The sequence below is a fragment of the Zwartia hollandica genome (assembly GCF_019923725.1).
GTDB classification, from domain to species: Bacteria; Pseudomonadota; Gammaproteobacteria; order Burkholderiales; family Burkholderiaceae_B; genus Zwartia; species Zwartia hollandica.
On the sequence record NZ_JAHXRI010000001.1, the window covers coordinates 260,614 to 279,969 of the forward strand.

Annotated in this window: 20 protein-coding genes and 1 tRNA gene; 9 read left to right on the forward strand and 12 right to left on the reverse strand. The window is 54.3% G+C overall.

The annotated features are described in order from the left end of the window. Positions 1-5 precede the first annotated feature (5 nt). Positions 6-872, reverse strand: coding sequence for a sulfurtransferase (locus tag KZZ10_RS01220; protein ID WP_259659667.1), 867 nt, complete (start codon positions 870-872; stop codon positions 6-8). Positions 873-976: 104 nt separating this feature from the next. Here KZZ10_RS01220 and gmk point away from each other — a divergent pair, with 104 nt between their 5' ends. From gmk to KZZ10_RS01240, 4 genes are read left to right on the forward strand one after another with little or no spacing between them, the layout of a single operon-like run. After that, positions 977-1,609, forward strand: coding sequence for a guanylate kinase (gene gmk, locus KZZ10_RS01225; protein WP_259659668.1), 633 nt, complete (start codon positions 977-979; stop codon positions 1,607-1,609). A 43-nt stretch (positions 1,610-1,652) separates the two neighbouring features. Next, on the forward strand, positions 1,653-1,856 hold the full coding sequence (gene rpoZ / locus KZZ10_RS01230) for a DNA-directed RNA polymerase subunit omega (protein WP_259659669.1): 204 nt from the start codon (positions 1,653-1,655) through the stop codon (positions 1,854-1,856). Between the two features lie 11 nt (positions 1,857-1,867). Further along, the gene (locus KZZ10_RS01235) at positions 1,868-4,156 is read left to right on the forward strand and encodes a RelA/SpoT family protein (protein WP_259659670.1); all 2,289 of its coding nucleotides are present in this window, start codon (positions 1,868-1,870) and stop codon (positions 4,154-4,156) included. A gap of 33 nt (positions 4,157-4,189) precedes the next feature. Then, positions 4,190-4,855 (forward strand): DUF4286 family protein, encoded by a 666-nt coding sequence (locus tag KZZ10_RS01240; protein WP_259659671.1) that lies wholly within the window; start codon positions 4,190-4,192, stop codon positions 4,853-4,855. Positions 4,856-4,859: 4 nt separating this feature from the next. On the opposite strand, the gene KZZ10_RS01245 is transcribed toward KZZ10_RS01240, so the two are convergent. Next, positions 4,860-5,924: a TRAP transporter substrate-binding protein gene (locus KZZ10_RS01245; RefSeq protein ID WP_259659672.1), complete on the reverse strand. Its 1,065-nt coding sequence runs from the start codon at positions 5,922-5,924 to the stop codon at positions 4,860-4,862. Between the two features lie 74 nt (positions 5,925-5,998). On the opposite strand from KZZ10_RS01245, the gene KZZ10_RS01250 reads away from it, so the two are divergent. Further along, positions 5,999-6,904, forward strand: a complete 906-nt coding sequence (locus KZZ10_RS01250; RefSeq protein WP_259659673.1) for a DMT family transporter — start codon at positions 5,999-6,001, stop codon at positions 6,902-6,904. 29 nt (positions 6,905-6,933) lie between these two features. Here KZZ10_RS01250 and KZZ10_RS01255 read toward each other — a convergent pair whose 3' ends face one another. After that, positions 6,934-7,611, reverse strand: coding sequence for an ABC transporter ATP-binding protein (locus KZZ10_RS01255; RefSeq protein WP_259659674.1), 678 nt, complete (start codon positions 7,609-7,611; stop codon positions 6,934-6,936). On the opposite strand from KZZ10_RS01255, the gene KZZ10_RS01260 reads away from it, so the two are divergent. Further along, a complete protein-coding gene (locus tag KZZ10_RS01260; RefSeq protein ID WP_259659675.1) occupies positions 7,610-8,263 on the forward strand; it encodes an arylesterase in 654 nt (217 codons plus the stop codon). The genes KZZ10_RS01255 and KZZ10_RS01260 overlap by 2 nt on opposite strands. Here the strand turns inward: KZZ10_RS01260 and KZZ10_RS01265 are convergent, their stop codons facing one another. Then, positions 8,264-10,231 (reverse strand): SurA N-terminal domain-containing protein, encoded by a 1,968-nt coding sequence (locus tag KZZ10_RS01265; RefSeq protein ID WP_259659676.1) that lies wholly within the window; start codon positions 10,229-10,231, stop codon positions 8,264-8,266. A gap of 95 nt (positions 10,232-10,326) precedes the next feature. On the opposite strand from KZZ10_RS01265, the gene ugpQ reads away from it, so the two are divergent. Further along, the gene (gene ugpQ, locus KZZ10_RS01270; protein WP_259659677.1) at positions 10,327-11,070 is read left to right on the forward strand and encodes a glycerophosphodiester phosphodiesterase; all 744 of its coding nucleotides are present in this window, start codon (positions 10,327-10,329) and stop codon (positions 11,068-11,070) included. Between the two features lie 30 nt (positions 11,071-11,100). Continuing rightward, complete coding sequence (locus KZZ10_RS01275) at positions 11,101-11,958, forward strand: 23S rRNA (adenine(2030)-N(6))-methyltransferase RlmJ (RefSeq protein ID WP_259659678.1); 858 nt, start codon at positions 11,101-11,103, stop codon at positions 11,956-11,958. Between the two features lie 33 nt (positions 11,959-11,991). Here the strand turns inward: KZZ10_RS01275 and KZZ10_RS01280 are convergent, their stop codons facing one another. Continuing rightward, the gene (locus KZZ10_RS01280; RefSeq protein WP_259659821.1) at positions 11,992-12,720 is read right to left on the reverse strand and encodes a pseudouridine synthase; all 729 of its coding nucleotides are present in this window, start codon (positions 12,718-12,720) and stop codon (positions 11,992-11,994) included. A gap of 19 nt (positions 12,721-12,739) precedes the next feature. On the opposite strand from KZZ10_RS01280, the gene KZZ10_RS01285 reads away from it, so the two are divergent. Beyond that, complete coding sequence (locus KZZ10_RS01285; RefSeq protein ID WP_259659679.1) at positions 12,740-13,288, forward strand: chorismate--pyruvate lyase family protein; 549 nt, start codon at positions 12,740-12,742, stop codon at positions 13,286-13,288. Here the strand turns inward: KZZ10_RS01285 and KZZ10_RS01290 are convergent. The 7 genes from KZZ10_RS01290 to KZZ10_RS01320 all read right to left on the reverse strand — a co-directional run bounded on the left by KZZ10_RS01290 (position 13,282) and on the right by KZZ10_RS01320 (position 19,353). Beyond that, positions 13,282-13,656, reverse strand: a complete 375-nt coding sequence (locus KZZ10_RS01290; RefSeq protein WP_259659680.1) for a DsrE family protein — start codon at positions 13,654-13,656, stop codon at positions 13,282-13,284. The genes KZZ10_RS01285 and KZZ10_RS01290 overlap by 7 nt on opposite strands. Then, positions 13,653-14,114: a glycine cleavage system protein H gene (locus KZZ10_RS01295; RefSeq protein WP_259659681.1), complete on the reverse strand. Its 462-nt coding sequence runs from the start codon at positions 14,112-14,114 to the stop codon at positions 13,653-13,655. Before KZZ10_RS01295 ends, KZZ10_RS01290 begins: the two co-directional genes overlap by 4 nt. 25 nt (positions 14,115-14,139) lie before the next feature. After that, positions 14,140-14,236: transfer RNA gene (locus tag KZZ10_RS01300), tRNA-Sec, on the reverse strand. 32 nt (positions 14,237-14,268) lie between these two features. Next, on the reverse strand, positions 14,269-16,224 hold the full coding sequence (gene selB, locus KZZ10_RS01305; RefSeq protein WP_259659682.1) for a selenocysteine-specific translation elongation factor: 1,956 nt from the start codon (positions 16,222-16,224) through the stop codon (positions 14,269-14,271). After that, positions 16,221-17,672, reverse strand: coding sequence for an L-seryl-tRNA(Sec) selenium transferase (gene selA, locus KZZ10_RS01310; protein WP_259659683.1), 1,452 nt, complete (start codon positions 17,670-17,672; stop codon positions 16,221-16,223). The genes selB and selA overlap by 4 nt, the downstream gene beginning before the upstream one ends. A 26-nt stretch (positions 17,673-17,698) precedes the next feature. After that, positions 17,699-18,640 (reverse strand): formate dehydrogenase accessory protein FdhE, encoded by a 942-nt coding sequence (gene fdhE / locus KZZ10_RS01315; RefSeq protein ID WP_259659684.1) that lies wholly within the window; start codon positions 18,638-18,640, stop codon positions 17,699-17,701. Between the two features lie 86 nt (positions 18,641-18,726). Then, positions 18,727-19,353: a formate dehydrogenase subunit gamma gene (locus KZZ10_RS01320; RefSeq protein WP_259659685.1), complete on the reverse strand. Its 627-nt coding sequence runs from the start codon at positions 19,351-19,353 to the stop codon at positions 18,727-18,729. Positions 19,354-19,356 lie beyond the last annotated feature (3 nt).

The following is a 19,356-nucleotide window of genomic DNA, read 5'->3' on the forward strand; positions in this document are numbered from 1 at the left end:
AGAGCCTAGGCCTTGGCCGCACCCAATTCGATTGACGCATCTGGCTGAGCACTCCATTCACTCCAAGAGCCGCCATAGAGCGCAGCACCGCTCAACCCCGCGAGTTCCATCGCTAACAAGAGATGGCAAGCCGACACACCAGAGCCGCAACTCGCCACCACTTCTGCAGGCTTGCGGTCACCCAGCAAGCGTGCGAACTCCGCACGCAACACCTCGGGAGATTTGAGTTTCCAGTCTGCGTTCAAGTTATCCTTCGACGGGCGGCTCAGGGATCCGGGGATATGCCCAGCCTTTGGGTCGAGCGTTTCATTCAAGCCTTGAAATCGATCGCCCGGACGTCCATCAATAATCAATCGGTCAGCGCGACCGAGTCCGGCACGCATGTTGGCCAGATCAACGGATTTCGTCAGGGAAACACCTTGCTTAAAATTTCCGCGCGAACGCGCTGCGGGCTTTGTGGGCGTGAGTTCAAAGCCCGCCTTGGTCCAGGCGTCGATCGTGCCATCTAACACCACGACCTTGGAATGTCCCACCCAGCGTGCTAACCACCACAAGCGGGCAGCGTACGAGCCACCTGGGGCATCGTAGGCCACAATCAACGTGTCCGCATTCACACCCAGCCCAGCAAGTTGCTCGGCGAACACACGCTGATCAGGTAAAGGATGACGACCATTTGAACCGTTTTTCTGGCCACTAAGTACGCGACCAAGATCGACGAACACCGCGCCAGGTATATGCGAGGCCTCATAAGCTCTGCGTCCCAGCTCGGCATCGACCAAATCATAACGACAGTCACAAACGAGCACTGAGGCCGGATTGCTTGCCAGTAACTTCTGCAGGTCTTCGGGCGTGATGAGATGCTGACTAGTCATGTAGGGGTCCTTCCTTTTTTCTAACATTGATAACCATGGTAGCGAGTGATGATTCTAGCGACTCTGCTATGCTTTTGTTTTGTCCTATTTTGCCATTGTCACCCATGTCCTCGGTCGCCGGAAACGTTTTTATGGTCGTGGCGCCTAGCGGCGCTGGAAAGTCCAGCTTAGTCAACGCACTGCTGGCGCAGGACAATTCGCTCTGGCTGTCCGTCTCTTGCACCACGCGCGCTCCCCGCGCAGGTGAGCAGCATGGCAAAGACTACCGGTTTGTCACACACGCCGAATTTGATGCACTGCGCCATCACAACCAGTTGTTGGAGTGGGCGGAAGTGCACGGCAACTACTACGGAACGCCACGCGATCACATTGATGCAGCCCTAGCGAGAAATCAGGACGTCTTGCTTGAAATCGACTGGCAAGGTGCGCGGCAAGTCAAAAAGCTCTACCCAGACTCTAAAGGCATCTTTATTCTGCCACCTTCCATAGACACGCTACGCCAACGCCTGACTGCGAGAGGTCAAGATAGTCTTGAGGTTATCGAGCGGCGTATACAAGCTGCGGCCGAGGAGATTTCTCATGCACCAGAGTTCGAATATGTTATTATTAATCAAGACTTTAGCTTGGCGTTAGCGCAGCTCGCAGAGATCATACGCACAAATCGTTTGCGCTACCGCTCCCAGCAGGTACTCCATGCCGCCTTGTTCAGTCAACTTGGCTTGGCGGCACCCAAATAGGTTTGAAGTCAAATCCGCATTACCTTTTTGAAACAGGAACTCCATGGCCCGCATCACCGTTGACGATTGCCTCGATCACATCCCAAATCGCTTCAAACTCACGCTGGCCGCAACCTACCGTGCGCGAGAACTTGCACAAGGTCATGCCGCCCGCCTTGAGACCAAAGACAAGCCCTGCGTGACCGCTTTGCGCGAGATCTCTGCTGGTTTGACCGGCGTAGAAATGTTGCGCAAGGTTCCGACCTAAGTCAGGCAGGTATGGCCTTCCCCGGCTTACGATACGCGTCATCCGGGTTGTTGGCTGCCCTAAGGGTCGGCTCGCGCTTGACCCGCCGCAATGAACCTGTGGTCGCACTAGGCACTGTCTCCGGTGCCGCGACCCCGGTTGGTACCTCTACCGAGCCCGCGATTGCTTCCATGGCATCGCTACAAAGTTTGCTCGATGGCTATTTAGATCCCAAAGACGTCTCCCTGGTTCGCGACGCTTATCGATTTGCTGATCAAGCCCACCTTGGTCAGTTTCGCTCTAGTGGGTCACCTTACATCAGTCACCCCATCTCGGTGGCAGAGATTTGCGCCGGCTGGAAGCTTGATGTCAATGCGATACGTGCCGCACTATTGCACGATGTCATGGAAGACCAAGACATCGCAAAGCAAGAGCTACTCGAAAAATTTGGTGATGAAGTGGCAGAACTGGTGGATGGTCTGTCGAAGCTCGACCGTCTAGAGTTTGCGAGCAAAGCGCAGCAACAAGCAGAGAGCTTTCGCAAGATGCTCTTGGCCATGGCACGCGACATCCGTGTCATCCTGATTAAGCTCGCAGATCGGCTGCACAATATGCGTACGCTCGATGCAGTTTCACCAGAAAAACGTCGCCGTATCGCTACCGAAACGCTAGATATCTATGCACCGATCGCCCACCGCTTAGGTCTTAACGCCTTATACCGTGAGCTGCAAGATTTGTGCTTCATGGCGATTTTTCCAAATCGCTATCACGTGCTCGAGAAAGCAGTGATGGCTGCACGTGGTAACCGCCGAGAAGTTCTAACCAAAATCGATGAGCACGTTCGCGCGGCGTTACCTGCCGCAGGAATCGAAAGCGAAGTAACAGGCCGAGAAAAAACCTTGTACGGTATTTATCACAAGATGGTCGAGCAAAAAAAATCGCTATCGAGTGTTTTGGATATCTATGGTTTTCGAGTCATTGTTCGGACCTTACCCGAGTGCTATATGGCGATGGGAATCTTGCATCAACTGTACAGACCTGTACCTGGAAAATTCAAAGACTACATTGCTATTCCGAAGGCAAACGGCTATCAGTCGCTCCACACTACCTTGGTGGGCCCTTACGGCACACCGATAGAGTTTCAATTCCGCACGCAGGATATGCACCAAGTTGCTGAGGAAGGCGTAGCCGCGCATTGGCTTTATAAATCCAACGCCTCGAGTATGCAGGACATACAGCAACGCACGAGTCAATCGCTGCAATCACTGCTCGACATTCAAAGCCAAACAGGTGACTCGACGGAGTTCTTAGAACACGTAAAGGTCGATCTTTTCCCCGATGCGGTCTATGTCTTTACACCCAAGGGAAATATTGTTTCCTTGCCGCGCGGCGCAACCCCCGTGGACTACGCGTACTCTATACACACGGATGTCGGTAACCATGCAATTGGAAGTTTGGTCAATGGCGAAGAAGTGCCCTTGCGCACCGAGCTGTCGAGTGGTGATACCGTGAGTATTACAACTGCCCCAGACGCACGCCCGAGCGCGCAATGGCTAAACTACGCAAGAACCGGGCGCGCTCGTTCCGAGATCCGACACTACTTACGGACCGTCCAATATGACGAGTCCGTTGCGTTCGGTGAGAGAATGCTTGCACAGGCGTTAGGTGAGCTACAACTCGCGTTGCCCGACACGAAAGACCCCATATGGGAGAAACTCGCACGATCAAGCGGTGCAACATCGCGCCAAGAAATCCTCGCTGATATTGGCTTAGGCAAACGTCTTGCCGCCGTCGTTGCGCGACGCTTCACCCCAGACCACCCTCTCATTGCAACCACTGCAGCTGCCGACGACGAAATTAGCGCGGCACGCACAACCCCAATCCTGATTCACGGCCACGAGGGCCAGGGTGTGCAACTAGCGCCGTGCTGTGGTCCCTTACCGGGCGACGAAATTATCGCGGGAATCCGCGTTGGACATGGGCTTGTTGTGCATACAGCCGAGTGTCCTATCGCTCTTCGAGCACGCGCAAAAGAACCCGAGCGCTGGATTGATATTGCCTGGGACTCGGAAACAGCAAAACATTTCTCTGCTCGCATAGAGATCATCGCGGTTAACGAACGTGGGGTACTTAGCCGTATTGCCGCCGAAGTCGCACAGGCAGATTCAAACATTATTCACGTGACCATGCATGACGACGCGGCATCGACAGTGATCCTGAACCTAACGGTGCAGGTTGACAGCAGGCGTCACCTTGCACAGGTGTTCCGCTCAATCCGACACGTACCTCAAGTCAGAAAAATAATTCGAACGAAAGGCTAACACCCTCGTCTCACACCATTTTGAAGGATCTTCATGCCGCACCACCACACTATTCAACAAACAAGCGACGCGATGGGCGAATTGTTCATTTGGACCGATGTCGATCCCGCACACGAACAAGATTTCAACCGCTGGTACGACCTTGAGCATATGCAAGAGCGCGCCGCGATCCCAGGCTTTCACTGGTCGAGACGCTATCACTCAAAAACTTGTACACGCCCTTACCTGGCGCTCTACCGTACCGAGAGCCTTAAAGTGTTCACTTCAGATACCTATAGGCAAGCGTTTACCAAACAAACAGACTGGTCTGTACGGAATTTTTCTCGGATGCACAACACACAGCGCCGGGTAGCCGCCGTGACGCTCGCCTATGGGGCGGGCACGGGCGCAGGTATTGCTCTCATTTGTCTCGGTTCACTCGCAGTCGCAGAAAAGGCGCTCCCGCTGTGCAAAACACTTGCGCAAGCTGCTGAAGGAATTGTGAGCGCAAAAATACTTACGCCCGATCCAGTACTGTCTACCCCATTGCCCTCAGAAAACACCACACAACGCCTGTTAGAGCCCTACCTCATCATCGACGCTACGAAGCTGAGCGAGGCAAACAAGGCTGCCGCAGCGATTGCCGCGCAACTGGGCTTACCTGAGCAGGCCTGTCACAGCTTTGATTTATTGTGGGACTTGCAGGCGGGCGACCTTTAGTCGCTCAAGGCTGTTTGACCACGGTGCGCAATACCTTACCTGCCGTGTTGTTGAAATCAGTCACACATTGCCCTGCGCACCTAGAACCCCACCTGTCTAAGCCTGACTGAATAGCAATACGTCGAACAGTGGCGAGATCTGCCACTGACGGCTGAACCACCACCATCTGGCCTCGCGGGGGCTGCGTGCAATGGCGAGCGCCAGCGTTGCATGCCAGCGCCTGGACATACTGTTGCTCAGCGTAGGTCCAGAGATTTTGCAATAACAAATCAATATTGGACAGAAGAAAGCTTTGGACCGGTGCAGAAAGCTGATCCCAGACTTTTTGATTAACCGCGTGTACCTCGTAGTTCCAACCCAAGGGCAATGCATATAAGTGTGTTGCCGCCAAATACCACTGCGCCTCAAAGCCGGAGTGCGCGCCACCGACAGCACAGTTGATTGTTTTCTTTTTGAACGCCCCAAGCACCTCACTAAAACTCATCGCCACACTTTTTGCACCAAGTGCCTCGATTAAGTCGGCTTGTGTACGCGAAATCGTGCGCACCACTTTACCCTTTAAGTCGGACAGCGCGGCGATCGGCGTCTGACAAAACAATACCTGAGGGCCATAGGGTGTCACCCCCAAAACTTTGATTTGCTGTTGCGTCGACATGCTCTGGGCGACGACAGCAGTCATCGACTGCACGACTTGGCGCGCGGTCGCGCTGTCTGGCACAAGCCCTGCAATGTCTAGCGCCTCAGAGAGCGGAGACTCGGAGGCCAGATACGAGAGCGGCACAATACCAAACTCAATAATCCCTTGACGCATTAGCTTTAGCAACTCTGGGCCTTTTAAGCCGAGCTCGTCATAGCCCTTGATCGAGGCAGTGACTCGCCCCTCGGACTTTTCCGGCAGCGACTTGATCCAAAAGGGTTTCTCAACCTCTTGAAAAGATGCCCTCGTGCTTCGTCCGCCTACGACCTTCAGCTCAGTTTGCGGTAGCAACTGAGCGAACGCGACTCCAGACGAGGTGATCGCACAGAGCAGCGCTAAAAACTTGAGGGCAAGGTGTTGTTTAAAGGTCATAGAACGAGATTTTAACAACGCCTAGATGTTATACAAGGACTATCGTATAACTGCCATACCGTTACTGAGCTTCTATGCAACACCCCAAAATGCCGATTACCAAGCCGTTTCTTGGGGTTGCCTGTTTGCTTCTGTCCATGTTGGCCTTGACAGGACTAGATGCCACCGGGAAATGGGTGATGGCAACCGGCGTACCGCTACTATTCTTTTGCTGGATCCGCTACATCGTCCACTCCGTCCTCGTATTAGCGATTGCCACACCGAGCCTCGGGTTAAGCGTTTTTAAAACCAAACAGCCTAAGCTACAACTAATACGTGCTGTGGCCATGCTGTGCGCCACTTTGACGTTTTTCACCACGCTCAGTTACCTCCACCAGGCTGAAGCCACGGCTTTGATTTTTATAGCTCCCCTGCTGATGCTATTAGTTGCACCCTGGCTACTGAAAGAACGCAGCTATCCCTCGCGCTGGATTGCGGCGGCTTTTGGATTGCTCGGTATCATTATCGTGGCGCGGCCAAGCGCTGGTCTACCTTGGATAGGCGTTTTATATGGCCTAATTACGGCATGCCTCTTTACTGGACAGCATTTAGTGTCGCGCATGCTTGCAGCAGACAATGCGCTGACAACCTCATTACTCAGCGGCACCTTCGGCGCCGCGATTCTAAGCTTAACAATGCCCTTTGTTTTACCTGAAGCTTGGTCGATGATCTCGACGCTATCTTGGAAAATGTGGGCGCTCATCCTACTAGGAGGTATCTGTGGCGGTATGGGACAGCTCTTACAAATCCAGTCCTACCGCTTCGCCCCCGCATCGATGCTTGCACCCTTCATCTATCTACAAATCACCTTTGCAGCGACATTTGGGTGGCTCATTTGGTCTCACATGCCCGACGGCCTCACATGGGTTGGAATCGGTATCATCTGCGCAAGCGGGGTGATCAACAGTCTAGTGGAGTGGCGCAGAAGTCAACGCGGATGACTATCCCTCACTAAAAGTTGGCGCTGAGGCTAAGACCCGGCAAGCCGCCCCCCTTGCATCACTAGCTGTCTGTCACAACGGCTTGCCAATTGAGGGTCGTGCGTGACCAAGACAAGTGTTGTTTGCTGCGTGCGCTGAAACTCAAACATCAGGTCAATAATCTTTGCACCGGTCACCTCATCCAGACTTCCCGTGGGCTCATCGGCAAATAAGACGGAAGGTTGCTGCGCGAAGGCCCTCGCCAGGGAAACGCGTTGCTGCTCTCCACCCGATAGCGTGGAAGGGAAATGATGAAGGCGCTCGCCTAGACCGACGCGCTGTAAGAGCGCCGTGGCAGGCGCCAGAGCCTCTCGACCGGCCAACTCCAAGGGCAGCATCACGTTCTCCAGCGCGTTTAAGTTGGGAAGCAAATGAAACGACTGGAAAACGAAGCCAATACTTCGTGCACGCAAGGCTGCGCGTCCGTCCTCGTCTAGGGCAAAGAGCCCCTGTCCGAGCAAATTAACCTGCCCTGACGTAGGGGTATCCAATCCAGCTAGCAAACCCAATAATGTAGACTTTCCCGAACCGGAAGCGCCAGTAATCGCAAGAGATTCGCCTGCACGCAGGCAAAAGGTAATGTCATCTAAAATCGTCAACATCCCAGCCGCGTCTTGAACGCGTTTGCTTAGCTGTTTGACCTCAATTGCGTTAACTTCAGCATCCATGTCTTCATTCTCTCAGCGACGTCGATTAGTCAGTCTAGCTCTTTTCAGTTTTCTGCCCCTCATCACCCTCACTGCGTGGGGGCAAACGGGATCACCAACGGCTATCCGCATTCTAATCGTTGGAGACAGCCTGTCCTCCGAGTATGGCATTACCCGAGGCACTGGCTGGGTAGCCCTGCTCAAGCAGGCACTCTCCGCCCAGCGTGTTGAAACAGACATCCTGAATGCAAGTATTAGCGGCGACACAACAAGTGGCGGCGTCACCCGCCTCAAGCGTTTACTTGATAAACACACCCCTGCACTCGTGATAATTGAACTCGGTGGAAACGATGCGTTGCGAGGACTGCCACTTGAGATGACACAACAAAACCTGCGAACCATGGCCAAACAAGCCACTGCAGCCGGCGCTAAAGCTGTTGTGGTCGGGATGCAAATTCCGCCGAACTACGGCCGGGAATACGCGACAGGTTTCAAAGACGTATTTGAAAAGGTAGCCAAAGAAAGCGGAGCAAGTCTAGTGCCGTTTCTTCTTGAGGGGGTCGCTGCCGACCCAAAGTATCTGCAAACAGACAACCTCCACCCAAACGAGCTTGCACAGCCGCGAATGATGCGTAATGTGCTGGAGGTCATCCTTCCATTGCTAAAGCCGTAACTACAACCTCGCTGCGTCCAGTTCACCGCTGATGACTTTTGCGGCATCCGGTAACACTTTGACTTTGTAGGTTTGACGCAAAATCTTTAAGGCAGCCTGCTCTTCAGCAGCACCCCAAGCCTGAGCGAGTTGTAACTGAAGCTGAGAGACTTGCGCTGCATCAGGTGCCGCGGCTTCCTCCACCTTAGTGAGCATCAAGATACTGTATTGATTGCTACCCTTAACACCTAAATACAAAGGCAACGCTTTCGCACTGGCTGACATCACGACTTCGAGCTCTTCGCGTGTCAGTTTGTCAGGGGACTGGCGCGTAACGGTCATTGGTGGAGCAAAACCAGCCGGCTCAGCAGGCTTATCTGCCTTGAGCGTGTTTAGCTCTTTGCTACCGGCGGCTTCCGCGGCCGCTAACGCACGCTGCTCTACCAAAATATCGCGTATACGCGCAGATACTTTGTCTAGAGCAGGCACACGGGACGGATGCACTTGATCCACACGTAACGCCACGATGACATCCGGAGAGAGCTCAATGACACCAGAGTTGAGTTTTTCTTTAAGCACATCGTTTGAAAATGCGGCTTGGCGCACTTTCGGATTTCCAAGAATCATTTGCGCTGCTTCAGACGGCTGGCTAGAACTGTCGCGTTGCTGGGTCGGCAGCAAACCGTCTCTACTCAAGCCTGCAACCGTTTCGATCTTCAAATTCAATGCATCAGCGATCGGCTTGAGGCTATCTCTCTGGTCATAGACCAAGTTGGTGAGTTTGCCTGCCAAATCAGCAAAACGCTCGGCCGCAAGTTGCTTTCGAATCTCTAGGGCAACATCTTCTTTGACATCGGCCAGTGGCTTAACTGAGGCCGGCTGAAGCTCAAGCACATTTAGCACATGAAAACCAAACGGACTCTCAATCACACCAGAAATCTTTCCGGCTTCGAGCTCAAAAACAGCCTGTTCGACCTGGGGGACCAACATGTTCTTGCTGATCCAACCAAGATCCCCACCTTGACTCGCCGATCCACTATCTTGCGAAAACTCTTTGGCAAGTGCTGCAAAATCTTTGGGAGACGCCACCGCTCGCTTAGCGATGTCTTCCGCACGCTCTTTTGCCTTCGACTTCGTTGCCTCATCTGCAGAGGCCGGCACCTCAATCAGAATATGACTCACACGCCGACGCTCGGGCTGACCATAGCGCGCCTGATTCTGTTTGTAAAAGCTCTCGATGTCGGCCTCCGACACTTTCACATCTTTCGTGGCAGCCTCTTCATTTAACACAAGGTACTGCACATCCACATTCTCAGGAATCCGCAGCTGATCTTGGTTCGTGTCGTACCAACTTTTGATATCGGCATCGGACACTTCAACCGACTTGACGAAGCTTTCGGCTGCAAACACTTGGCGGGACACCACACGCTTCTCGGTGACTAAGGCGAGAATATTTCTAGCCACCTCAGTGGGTACGCGAGCAGTAAGGCCAATCGGCTGCAATACCTGTGCAATGGCGAGGTCACGTCGTAGACCCAGCTCGAAGGAAGCGGGCGTCATGCCTTGCGCAGCAAGGACTTGCCGATAGCGTTCTGAGGAAAACTGACCATCTTGTTGCACAGCCGGAATACCGGCAATCGTGCGGCGAAGCGTTTCGTCTGACACGGAATAGCGACCCTTGCTCGCGGCGGCAGCCACGGTGCGCTGATCGACAAGCGTGTTAAACAACTGCTCACGAAACAGAGGTGTGTCAAAAGCGGCTGGATCGAACTGCGCCCCCAAAGCCGAGCGATATTGCTCGAGCTGTGCAGTACGGGCACGATTGAACTCGCCCAAAGTAATGGGCTGCCCATCCACCGTGGCCAGATCAGGCTCTTTGGACATGAAGCTGGTGTAGCCTTCCAAACCAAAAAATACGAAGGACGGGAGGATCAGCAACAACAAAATGAGCTGCATCCAACGCCGGTGATTGCGGATAAAGTCAAACATGTAGAAATCGCTTACCTAAAGACTGAGCGGGGGCAAGTTTACCACCCAGTGCGTTATGCTTGTGCCCTTACCCCGCAGCTACTACATGTTTTTCGATGACTCCCTCCCAAACTTGGCAATACCCCCAGCTTGTCGCCCATCGGGGCGGCGGCTCGCTCGCACCAGAAAATACCCTTAGCGCCCTGCGTGCCGGGACCCAGTTCGGCTACAAAATGGCTGAATACGACGTTAAATTGTCCAAAGACGGGGTTGCGATCTTGTTGCATGATGCCGCCCTGGATCGGACGACGAACGGCAAGGGAGCCGCCGGTGACCTGGATTTTGCGGCCTTGGCGACTCTTGACGCCGGTAGTTGGTTTGCCCCATCCTTTGCAGGCGAAGCAATTCCGACGCTTGGCGCCATCGCTCGATATACCCAAGCGGTAGGAATGGCCAGTAACATCGAAATCAAGCCTACCCCTGGACTTGAAACCGTGACAGGCATGCGTGTGGCGGAGCTAGCCCAAACACTCTGGTCTGGTGTCTCGCCGCCCCCCCTGCTTTCGTCTTTTTCACTTGAAAGCCTACGCGCGGCCAAACAAGCGGCACCCTCGCTGCCTCGAGGCTGGATTACTGACACCCTCAGTGCCGGGTGGCAACAAGCCTTGGCTGAACTTGAGTGCGTATCCTTACACCTGAAACACACACTCGTCACGAAAGCATTGATCGCCGAACTGCGTAACCAGGGCCTACGTTTGGCTGTTTGGACCGTTAACGACCCGGTTCGAGCAAACGAATTGTTGGGCTGGGGCGTTGACGCCGTCATCACTGATGCAATCGATCGTATCCACCCTAAGTAGTATCTTGTATTAATTGCTCCGGAGAATACATTGTTCAGTTACCGCCACGGCTTCCACGCGGGCAATCATGCCGATGTGCTCAAGCACATTGTCTTGACCCAAATTCTCCGTTATTTCAATCAAAAGGACACGCCTTACTGGTTCATCGACCTACATGCAGGTGCTGGCCTATATGACCTAGAAGGACAGTGGGCACAAAAAAAGGGAGAATACTTAGGCGGCATTGCGTCAGTCTGGGGTGCGAAAAATCCACCCGCTGCTGTATTGCATTATCTTGACGTGATCAAAGGCTTGAACCCTGACGGTGAGTTACGCATCTACCCGGGTTCGCCGTGGATCGCTTTCGAAAGCTGCCGGGAACAGGACAAGCTGCGCCTTTTCGAAATGCACCCTAGCGAAGCGGACATCCTTCGGATGAACGTCGAGCATCGCGGCACCCAAAGTCTTCGCCAAACAAACATGTACGCCGAAGACGGCTTCGCTGGCCTGAAGGCGCACATTCCCCCACCAAGCCGCAGAGCGATCGTCCTAATCGATCCCTCCTACGAAGATAAAAACGACTATCGACAAGTTGTCGTCACACTGAAAGATGCGCTTGCGCGCTTTCCAACAGGTTGCTATGCCGTGTGGTATCCCCAAGTGTTACGCCGAGAAGCGCAGGACTTACCTCGACAACTCGAACGTCTGGCCGGCAAAAGTTGGACCCATGCGAGCCTGTCAATACAAAAACCAGCACCTGATGGACTAGGTCTTTATGGTAGCGGGATGTTTGTCATCAACCCGCCGTGGACGCTCAACGCCGAACTCAAACAAACCTTACCGTGGTTAGTTAGCCACCTTGGGGTTGATGCTCGCGCCGCGTACAAGTTGGACTTTCTAGACAAATAAGGACGACAAGCATACGACTGTGTTTGGTGTGCGTTAAAAACGCTCGTGTGCGGCAAGGTAGCGCCATTGTCCGACGGGTAGGTCCGCCAACATCACTTGGCCAATCCGCACACGCTTGAGACCTAAAACGGTCAGACCGACTAGCTCGCACATACGTCGAATTTGTCGCTTCTTCCCCTCACGCAAGACAAATCGAAGCTGATCGTCGTTTTGCCACTGTACCTGCGCCCGCTTTAAGCGCTTACCATCGAGGGACAAACCTTCATTGAGTAACTCTAGTCCACCGGGACGCAACTTTCCCTGCACCCGAACTAGGTATTCTTTCTCAACCTCAGAGTCTTCGCCAATCAGAGTGCGTGCGACGCGACCGTCCTGTGTCAGCACAAGAAGACCGGTCGAATCAATATCTAAGCGACCAGCGACCGCTAAGCCACGAAGCTGGTTACGGTCAAAGCGCAAAGGGCTGCGGTCGGTACGCGAGCGATTTGCAGCCGTGATGAGCGCCACAGCGGGTGTATAGCCGTCTTCAGCTTGGCCCGAAACATAGGCCATTGGCTTGTTGATCAAAATTGTGACGCGCGCGCTCTGTTGCGAAGCAACATTTTTATCAAGAGTGATGGTCTGAGAAGCGGTCGCGCGCTCACCCAGAGTCGCCACCACACCATCGACCTTTACCCACCCGCGCTCAATGTAGCTGTCAGCCTCTCGGCGGGAACACATTCCGCGCTCCGCCATCAGTTTCGAAATCCGCACTTTTTCCATAAGTTGCGATAATACAGCCATGCAGCCCTCACCTTCAGGCCTTCGTTGGCGTAACACCCCGCCTCCTGCACTTACCATCTGCCAGAAAAACTGGCTCATGCGTCCTGGCGCCCTCACTGCTGCCCTACGACAGTTAGGTGCACTAGACTTGCGCGTGCTCTCAGAGAAAGTCCGTCCACTGACTAGGGAGGATAGCAGTCTAATTGGCTTAGCTGTGGGTCAACCGGCTTGGGTCCGGGAGGTTGCGATGCGCCTAGGCGGTCAAGACTGTGTCGTAGCGCGCAGCCTGACACCCTTGGGTCCATCGCACGGCGTCTGGCAAGGGATCCGACGATTGCGCACGCGCCCTTTAGCAGACATGCTCTACCAGGATGCCTCAATTCATCGCTCAGATTTTGAAGTCGCACGTTTAGGTCGCCGTAGTGCATTGTTTCAGACAGTACAGCGCAACCTAACAAAGCCCGTGACGCATACTTTGCTCGCCCGCCGTTCAGTATTTTGGCGCTCTGGTCAACCCTTGCTCGTGGCCGAGTGCTTTCTACCTGAGTTTTGGCGGCAAGCTCAATAGACTAGAACCTTACACGTCGGATCGAGTGCGAGCTCAAGCATACTGACCATTCCGATTATCTCCGTTGCATCAGGAATCATGTCAGCGGGGGCGAGAGCACGATCACGCATCGCCGTTGAGCAAAGCGCGACACGCACACCGCTACGTAATGCATCATCGATATAAGCAGAGAGCGCCCGACCGAGCGGCGCAACTGGAGTGTGCCTCGCGTGATTGCTCTGTTCAAAAAGCTCAACGCTTGATCCTAGGGCGTGTATGCAAACCTCAACATCCATCGCCGCGGCACTCGCCGCGATCATGAAAGGGGTCGCACTATGCTGAGCGTCGTGCGTGCCACTTTGCCAGAGCTGAATGACCAACCTCATCATGCGCCCTGATCAGGTTTGAAGTCAGCAAACGAAGTCATTTGATGCAAATCCATCAACTCGGTCGCTCGTACAGACACCCCCGTGCCTTTTAACAAACAGGTATGCGCTGCCGCCACATCCGACACCGCAAGTCGTGACAACCAGTTCATGTACGGGCTGCGGCTGATCTTCATAGGAGTTGCTGTCAAGGGCTCATTAATCTCTACCACCTCACAGGCAAAAGGCACGCGAACCGACAACACCGTTTTCGCCACCTCGACAAGAGCGAAAGCCTTGCCCGCTTCAATCTCACGACCCACTGGGCGCGGATTGAACATGTACAGCTCCCCGACTAGCGCTAGACCAAAGGACGTGAGCCCAGCTTCAAATTGCCCAGCGCCCAAGTCTCGAAACCAGACATTGAGCTCTTGGTCGTAACTTAAATCGTCTGGAAACTCGCACCCTCGAACTTCAGCCACACACACACTCCGTCAAGCAAAGAATTGGCGGAAGAGTATGGGAGTCGAACCCACCAAGGACTGTACGACAGCCATTCCCGGATTTGAAGTCCGGACGTCCCACCCGGGAGCGACACTCTTCCTACACACCACACATTAAACCAACACGTACCACTTAAGGCTGTACGTCTTGCTGCGCGCCACGAAAAAGCGCTGCATTTCTAAGTATTCTATGATCCTTTTCTACCGCGCGACCGGTTCGACCTAAGCTCACTAAACGGCGTGTCAGCCCAACGCGATCGAAGGCCTCGAGAATCTGAATGGCTCGCTTGCGTCCGATTCCAAGCTTGTCACGGAAATTGATCACGCTCACGAAGCCCTGTTCGCCTACGGTTTCTCGAATCATATCCGCCATTCTAGACATCGTTGCGTCAGGATAGAACAGATCCTTCACCAGCTGGGTCAGTGCTGAGGTACGAGCCTGCTTTTTAAACAGCAATCGGACCTCCTCCTCGCTCGCACTCACCATCAGAGCCACGTCGCGCACCCAGGGAGGATCAAACTCTCCATCCAAAAGCTTAGGAAGCGCGCGCTCCCACAAGATACGCTCGGGACCGGAAAGCTCGACTTTATGTCCAACGGCGTGGACGAAGCTTCCAGTCAGGGCAAATGTCCCCGCACTAATCTGCGCCGTCAACCAAACCTTAAAAACAGAAGCTTGCAGGTCCGGCACAGCCATCCGCCTCAAACGCTCAAACGCAAGCCCTGGCTCGTCCGGATCAGATATATGAAAAGCATCAAGGCAAGCGCGCACACGTTCGGTCAGCCCCGACTGCGCCTCCATACCCAAAATTAACTGATGCGCACCATCCTGCAACTGTAGAGCAAGCCTCGGCTCAAGCGCACGCAAGAGCAGCTCGGCACTGCGGTTCATCGCAGCCGCCCAATGCGTGAGATCCAGAGGGCCACGAGCGCGGTCCATCAGACCGAGCAAAGCAGTGACTGGATCAGCTTGCTGCAACGTAGCCAACACATCGAAGCGTTCTGGCTTTTTCCGCCCACGCACAGGTGGTGCGATATCCATGACTTGCGCGCCCGCCAACGTATGGCGTGCACTCGCGTCACGCAACACGAGCCGATCCTGCCAACAGAGCGCAAGAGGCCGATCCAATACAATTTGTGCCCAGGCCTCTTGTCCAGCGCCGATCTGTCCACGATCCAATAAAATCAACCGTGCCGAAACTTGTTGGCAACCATGATGCAACAACACGAGTTCACCATCCTTGATCACACGCTCTGCATCGTGGGGAACAGACAGTAGGCAATCTACACGCACAGTCTGTAGGTCGAGCTCTGGCCCAACAAGCCAGTCACCACGCGTGACTTGCTCAACATCCACACCCGACAATACGATGCCGCAACGCTCGCCTACGGTTGCCTGCTGTGCCGACTGATTCTGCGCATGAATGGAGCGTACCCTCGCCTCAAGCCCGGCATGCGCAAGTCGTACCCGATCCCCCACAGCAATACGGCCGGCGATCACTGCACCCGTCACGGCAACACCCATCCCCTTCACAACAAAAACGCGGTCAATCGCGAGACGGAAATAGCTAGGAGCTTCGGAAGGCTGGCTCAACCTCAACGCAAACAGCGCTGCTTGTAACGCCGCAACACCAGCTTGGGTACGAACGGAGACCGGGTAAGCCTCAACTTCACCAAAGCGCGTCAGCCCAACATGGTCAAGCACTTCGCGTGTAACGGCTTGCACACGCTGAGCGTCGACCAAATCTATTTTTGTGATGGCAACCGACAGTTGGGGGACACCAAGCAAGTCAAGTATGCGTAAATGCTCACGCGTCTGCGGCATCAAGCCGTCATCGGCCGCAACAACCAGCAACCCATGATCCATCCCGATCGCACCGGCTGCCATCGTATGCACAAATTTTTCATGACCCGGTACATCCACAAAGCCTACGACCGAGCCCGACGCAGTCGGTGCGTAGGCGAAGCCGAGGTCAATGGTGATGCCGCGCGCCTTTTCTTCAGGCAGCCGGTCTGCGTTGACACCCGTCAAGGCCTCTACCAGCGAGGTCTTGCCGTGATCGATATGACCCGCCGTACCGATAATCATTTTGTGGTGGCCAACCGCTGTGCGGCAGCCAGCATCGTATCGCGCAACACCGTGACTTTATCTTCGGTGAGGCAGCGCAAATCTAACAACAAAGTCTTATCGGACAAACGCCCGATCACCGCAATGTCTGAACCTCTCAAGAGCCGCTCCAAGCGAACGACCCTTTTCTCATAGGAACGATCAACAGCTGAGATCGCCAACGCAACGGAGGGCAGCCGCTCGACAGGCAAAGAACCCGAACCAATTTGAGACTTTACCGCCTGCGCGGCAATGCTTAACCCGCAGCCGGCGAGCGCCTCCTCAAGAGCAGGAATCAGACCATCCGCTTGTGCTTGCATCGACGACGCCGTGCGCGTCAATAACTGAATGACTTTCACCCGCTCGGGTAAGGTCGCAGGATTTCGGTACATCCGCAACACCGACTCCAACGCAGCCAGGGTGACTTTTCCGACACGCAAGACACGTTTAAGCGGATTTTTTTTGATGCGTTGGATAAGATCCTTACGTCCGACCAAAATGCCCGCCTGCGGACCACCTAACAACTTATCGCAACTAAAGGTCACCAAATCGGCGCCGTCTGCAATCGCCTCGGCCGGGGTAGGTTCTTTTGGCAACCCAAACTGTGTCAGATCGACCAACGTACCTGAACCGAGATCCACCACAAATGGCACCTCTCGCTCGTGCGCAATCTTGGCTAACTCATTCTCAGGCACTTCTGCAGTGAAGCCTTGAACGACATAGTTACTCGTATGCACCTTCATCACAAGCGCGGTCTTCGGGCCGATCGCCTCAGCGAAATCACGAGCATGCGTGCGGTTCGTCGTACCGACTTCAACGAGCCGTGCCCCTGCGCGCTTCATGATGTCGGGAATACGAAAAGCGCCTCCAATCTCGATCAACTCACCGCGCGAAACAATGGTCTCCTTGCGATTGGATAACGCATGGAGCAAAAGAAAAACAGCTGCTGCATTATTGTTCACGACGGTTGCGGCCTCTGCACCCGTTAGCTCGCAGAGCAGTTCCTCAACCAGCTCATCGCGGTCACCGCGTTTGCCTTCACCGAGGTCATACTCGAGCGCGCACGGCTCTGCGGCAGCGCTCGCCATCGCAGCGATCACCTCATCGGGCATGACCGCCCGCCCTAAGTTCGTGTGTAGTACTGTCCCGGTGAGGTTAATCACACGACGCAGATTGGGACGGGCACGAGCGACCAAGCGTGCATCAATCAGGGCATGCAATGATTGATCAGAAGGTACAGCATCGAGATCGTTAGAACTGATTTTTTTGCGGATTGCGTCTAAGACCAGACGAATACAACGCAATAACTCATCGCGCCCATACTGCGTAACCCAGGCGGTGGCTGGGTCAGACAACAGCAGCTTATCGACAGAAGGAAGCTGGGCGAGCAACACTGACACGGGCGCACGCGCCACGGACTGAGGTTTCATATTGAGATCACATGTTGGTGTGTAGGCTAGTCACTCTTTGACGGCTCATCCTGACCCGTCACAAAAAACAAATTTCTACCCGTTCGCTGATAACCCTCAGAGGCTAAAGCAAGATCGAGGTTTAACGTGGCCAAGTCGTCAGCACTCGGATCCATCAACGGCTCTTTCGATTGAAACATGATTTTGATGTAACCACCACAATCATCGCAGCACTCGCCTTGCACAAGACTGTCAGGCGTTTCACCCAAACGCGACACTTCTTTCGGTGTGTCACAATTTGTACAACGCGCACGCGGTGCATACCACTCCGACGCACACAGCGAACAAACTAGATAGCGATGACCATCACGATCACCCACGCGCAATACACTGGTGACGGGGTGCGAGCCACAAACCGGGCACAACCCATTCTCGCCTTTATGCAAGTGCGTAAAGCTCGACACCAGCTTGGCCTCGCAGGTCCAGAGCAGTTGTAACGCAGCGCCGATAAACGGTGCCAAGTCAGCCGCCACCAATTGTTCTTCTGCCGCCAGCAAGGCTTGAGCCTGCTTATGTTGCTCAGAAAGGGGAAGCGCGACCAACCGATCGAGCGCTGCGCGTACACCGTCCGGCAAGCCCTGCTTGCGCAGTGATGCTTCGAGCGCCGCCAAAACCACGGACCAGCGCGCGTCAGGCTTCCAGGTAGAAATTGATAAGGGTGGTACCGAATGCTTAAAGGATTCTTGGACAACCGTCTCATCTAGCGCGACCGTTTCAACCGAACCCAACGCATCCACCTGCGCCTGCGCGAGCTGTGCGCAAAATCCCAACCAAGCAGAGTCCGTGTGCGTCGCCGCCAACTGAGCTAGCCGAGTCGCGCGATCTTGGAAAGCCTGCCGAGCGTCCATCACCACCAATAGTGGCGTATCGTCTTCAGGCATCCCCTGGATTTCACCAGGTTGAATCAATTTAATCGCAGATACAGTCATTTCTTTATCTCAATCACTAAAAGAACAAGGGGAAGAATATCAGTCTTCCCCTTGGTTTCCCCTACGAGTCCGCAAAGCGGATCGGGTTACTTACCGCCTGTAACTTCCTTGAACCAGCCTGGATGGTGCTTGCGCGCCCATGCTCGGCTCACGATACCCGTGCGCATGGCGCCAATCGTACCCTGAACCCAAATTGCGGCATACACGTGCACGATGATGGTCAGGATCAATACCCAAGCCGAAAACGCATGCACAAGCGCAGCAACACGATTCACATCCACGGGAACGTAATGTGAAAAGTATGGGCGCCAAAAGGCAAAGCCCGACACGGTAAGCAAGAGCATCGAAACAACCATTACCCAGAACGCGAGCTTCTGGCCGCCGTTATAGCGACCAACCTCTGGCAGTTTCTCGTGATGCCCATTGAGCACATCGCCAATCTGGCCAAGCCACTTGCGATCGTTCGCATTCAGGACATTGTGATGCCAGAACTTGAACATGATGCCCACAAACAAGACGAACATCGCCACACCGATGAATGGGTGCAGGATGCGTGCCCAAGAGCCGCCGCCAAACAGACCAACCAAGAAATACATGGAAGGATGAAAGAGCGCGAGGCCCGACAAAGCAGCCAGAACAAATAGCAGTGCGACGATCCAGTGGTTCGCACGATCCGAACCACTGTAACGCACCAAACCATTTTCGTTAGACATGAT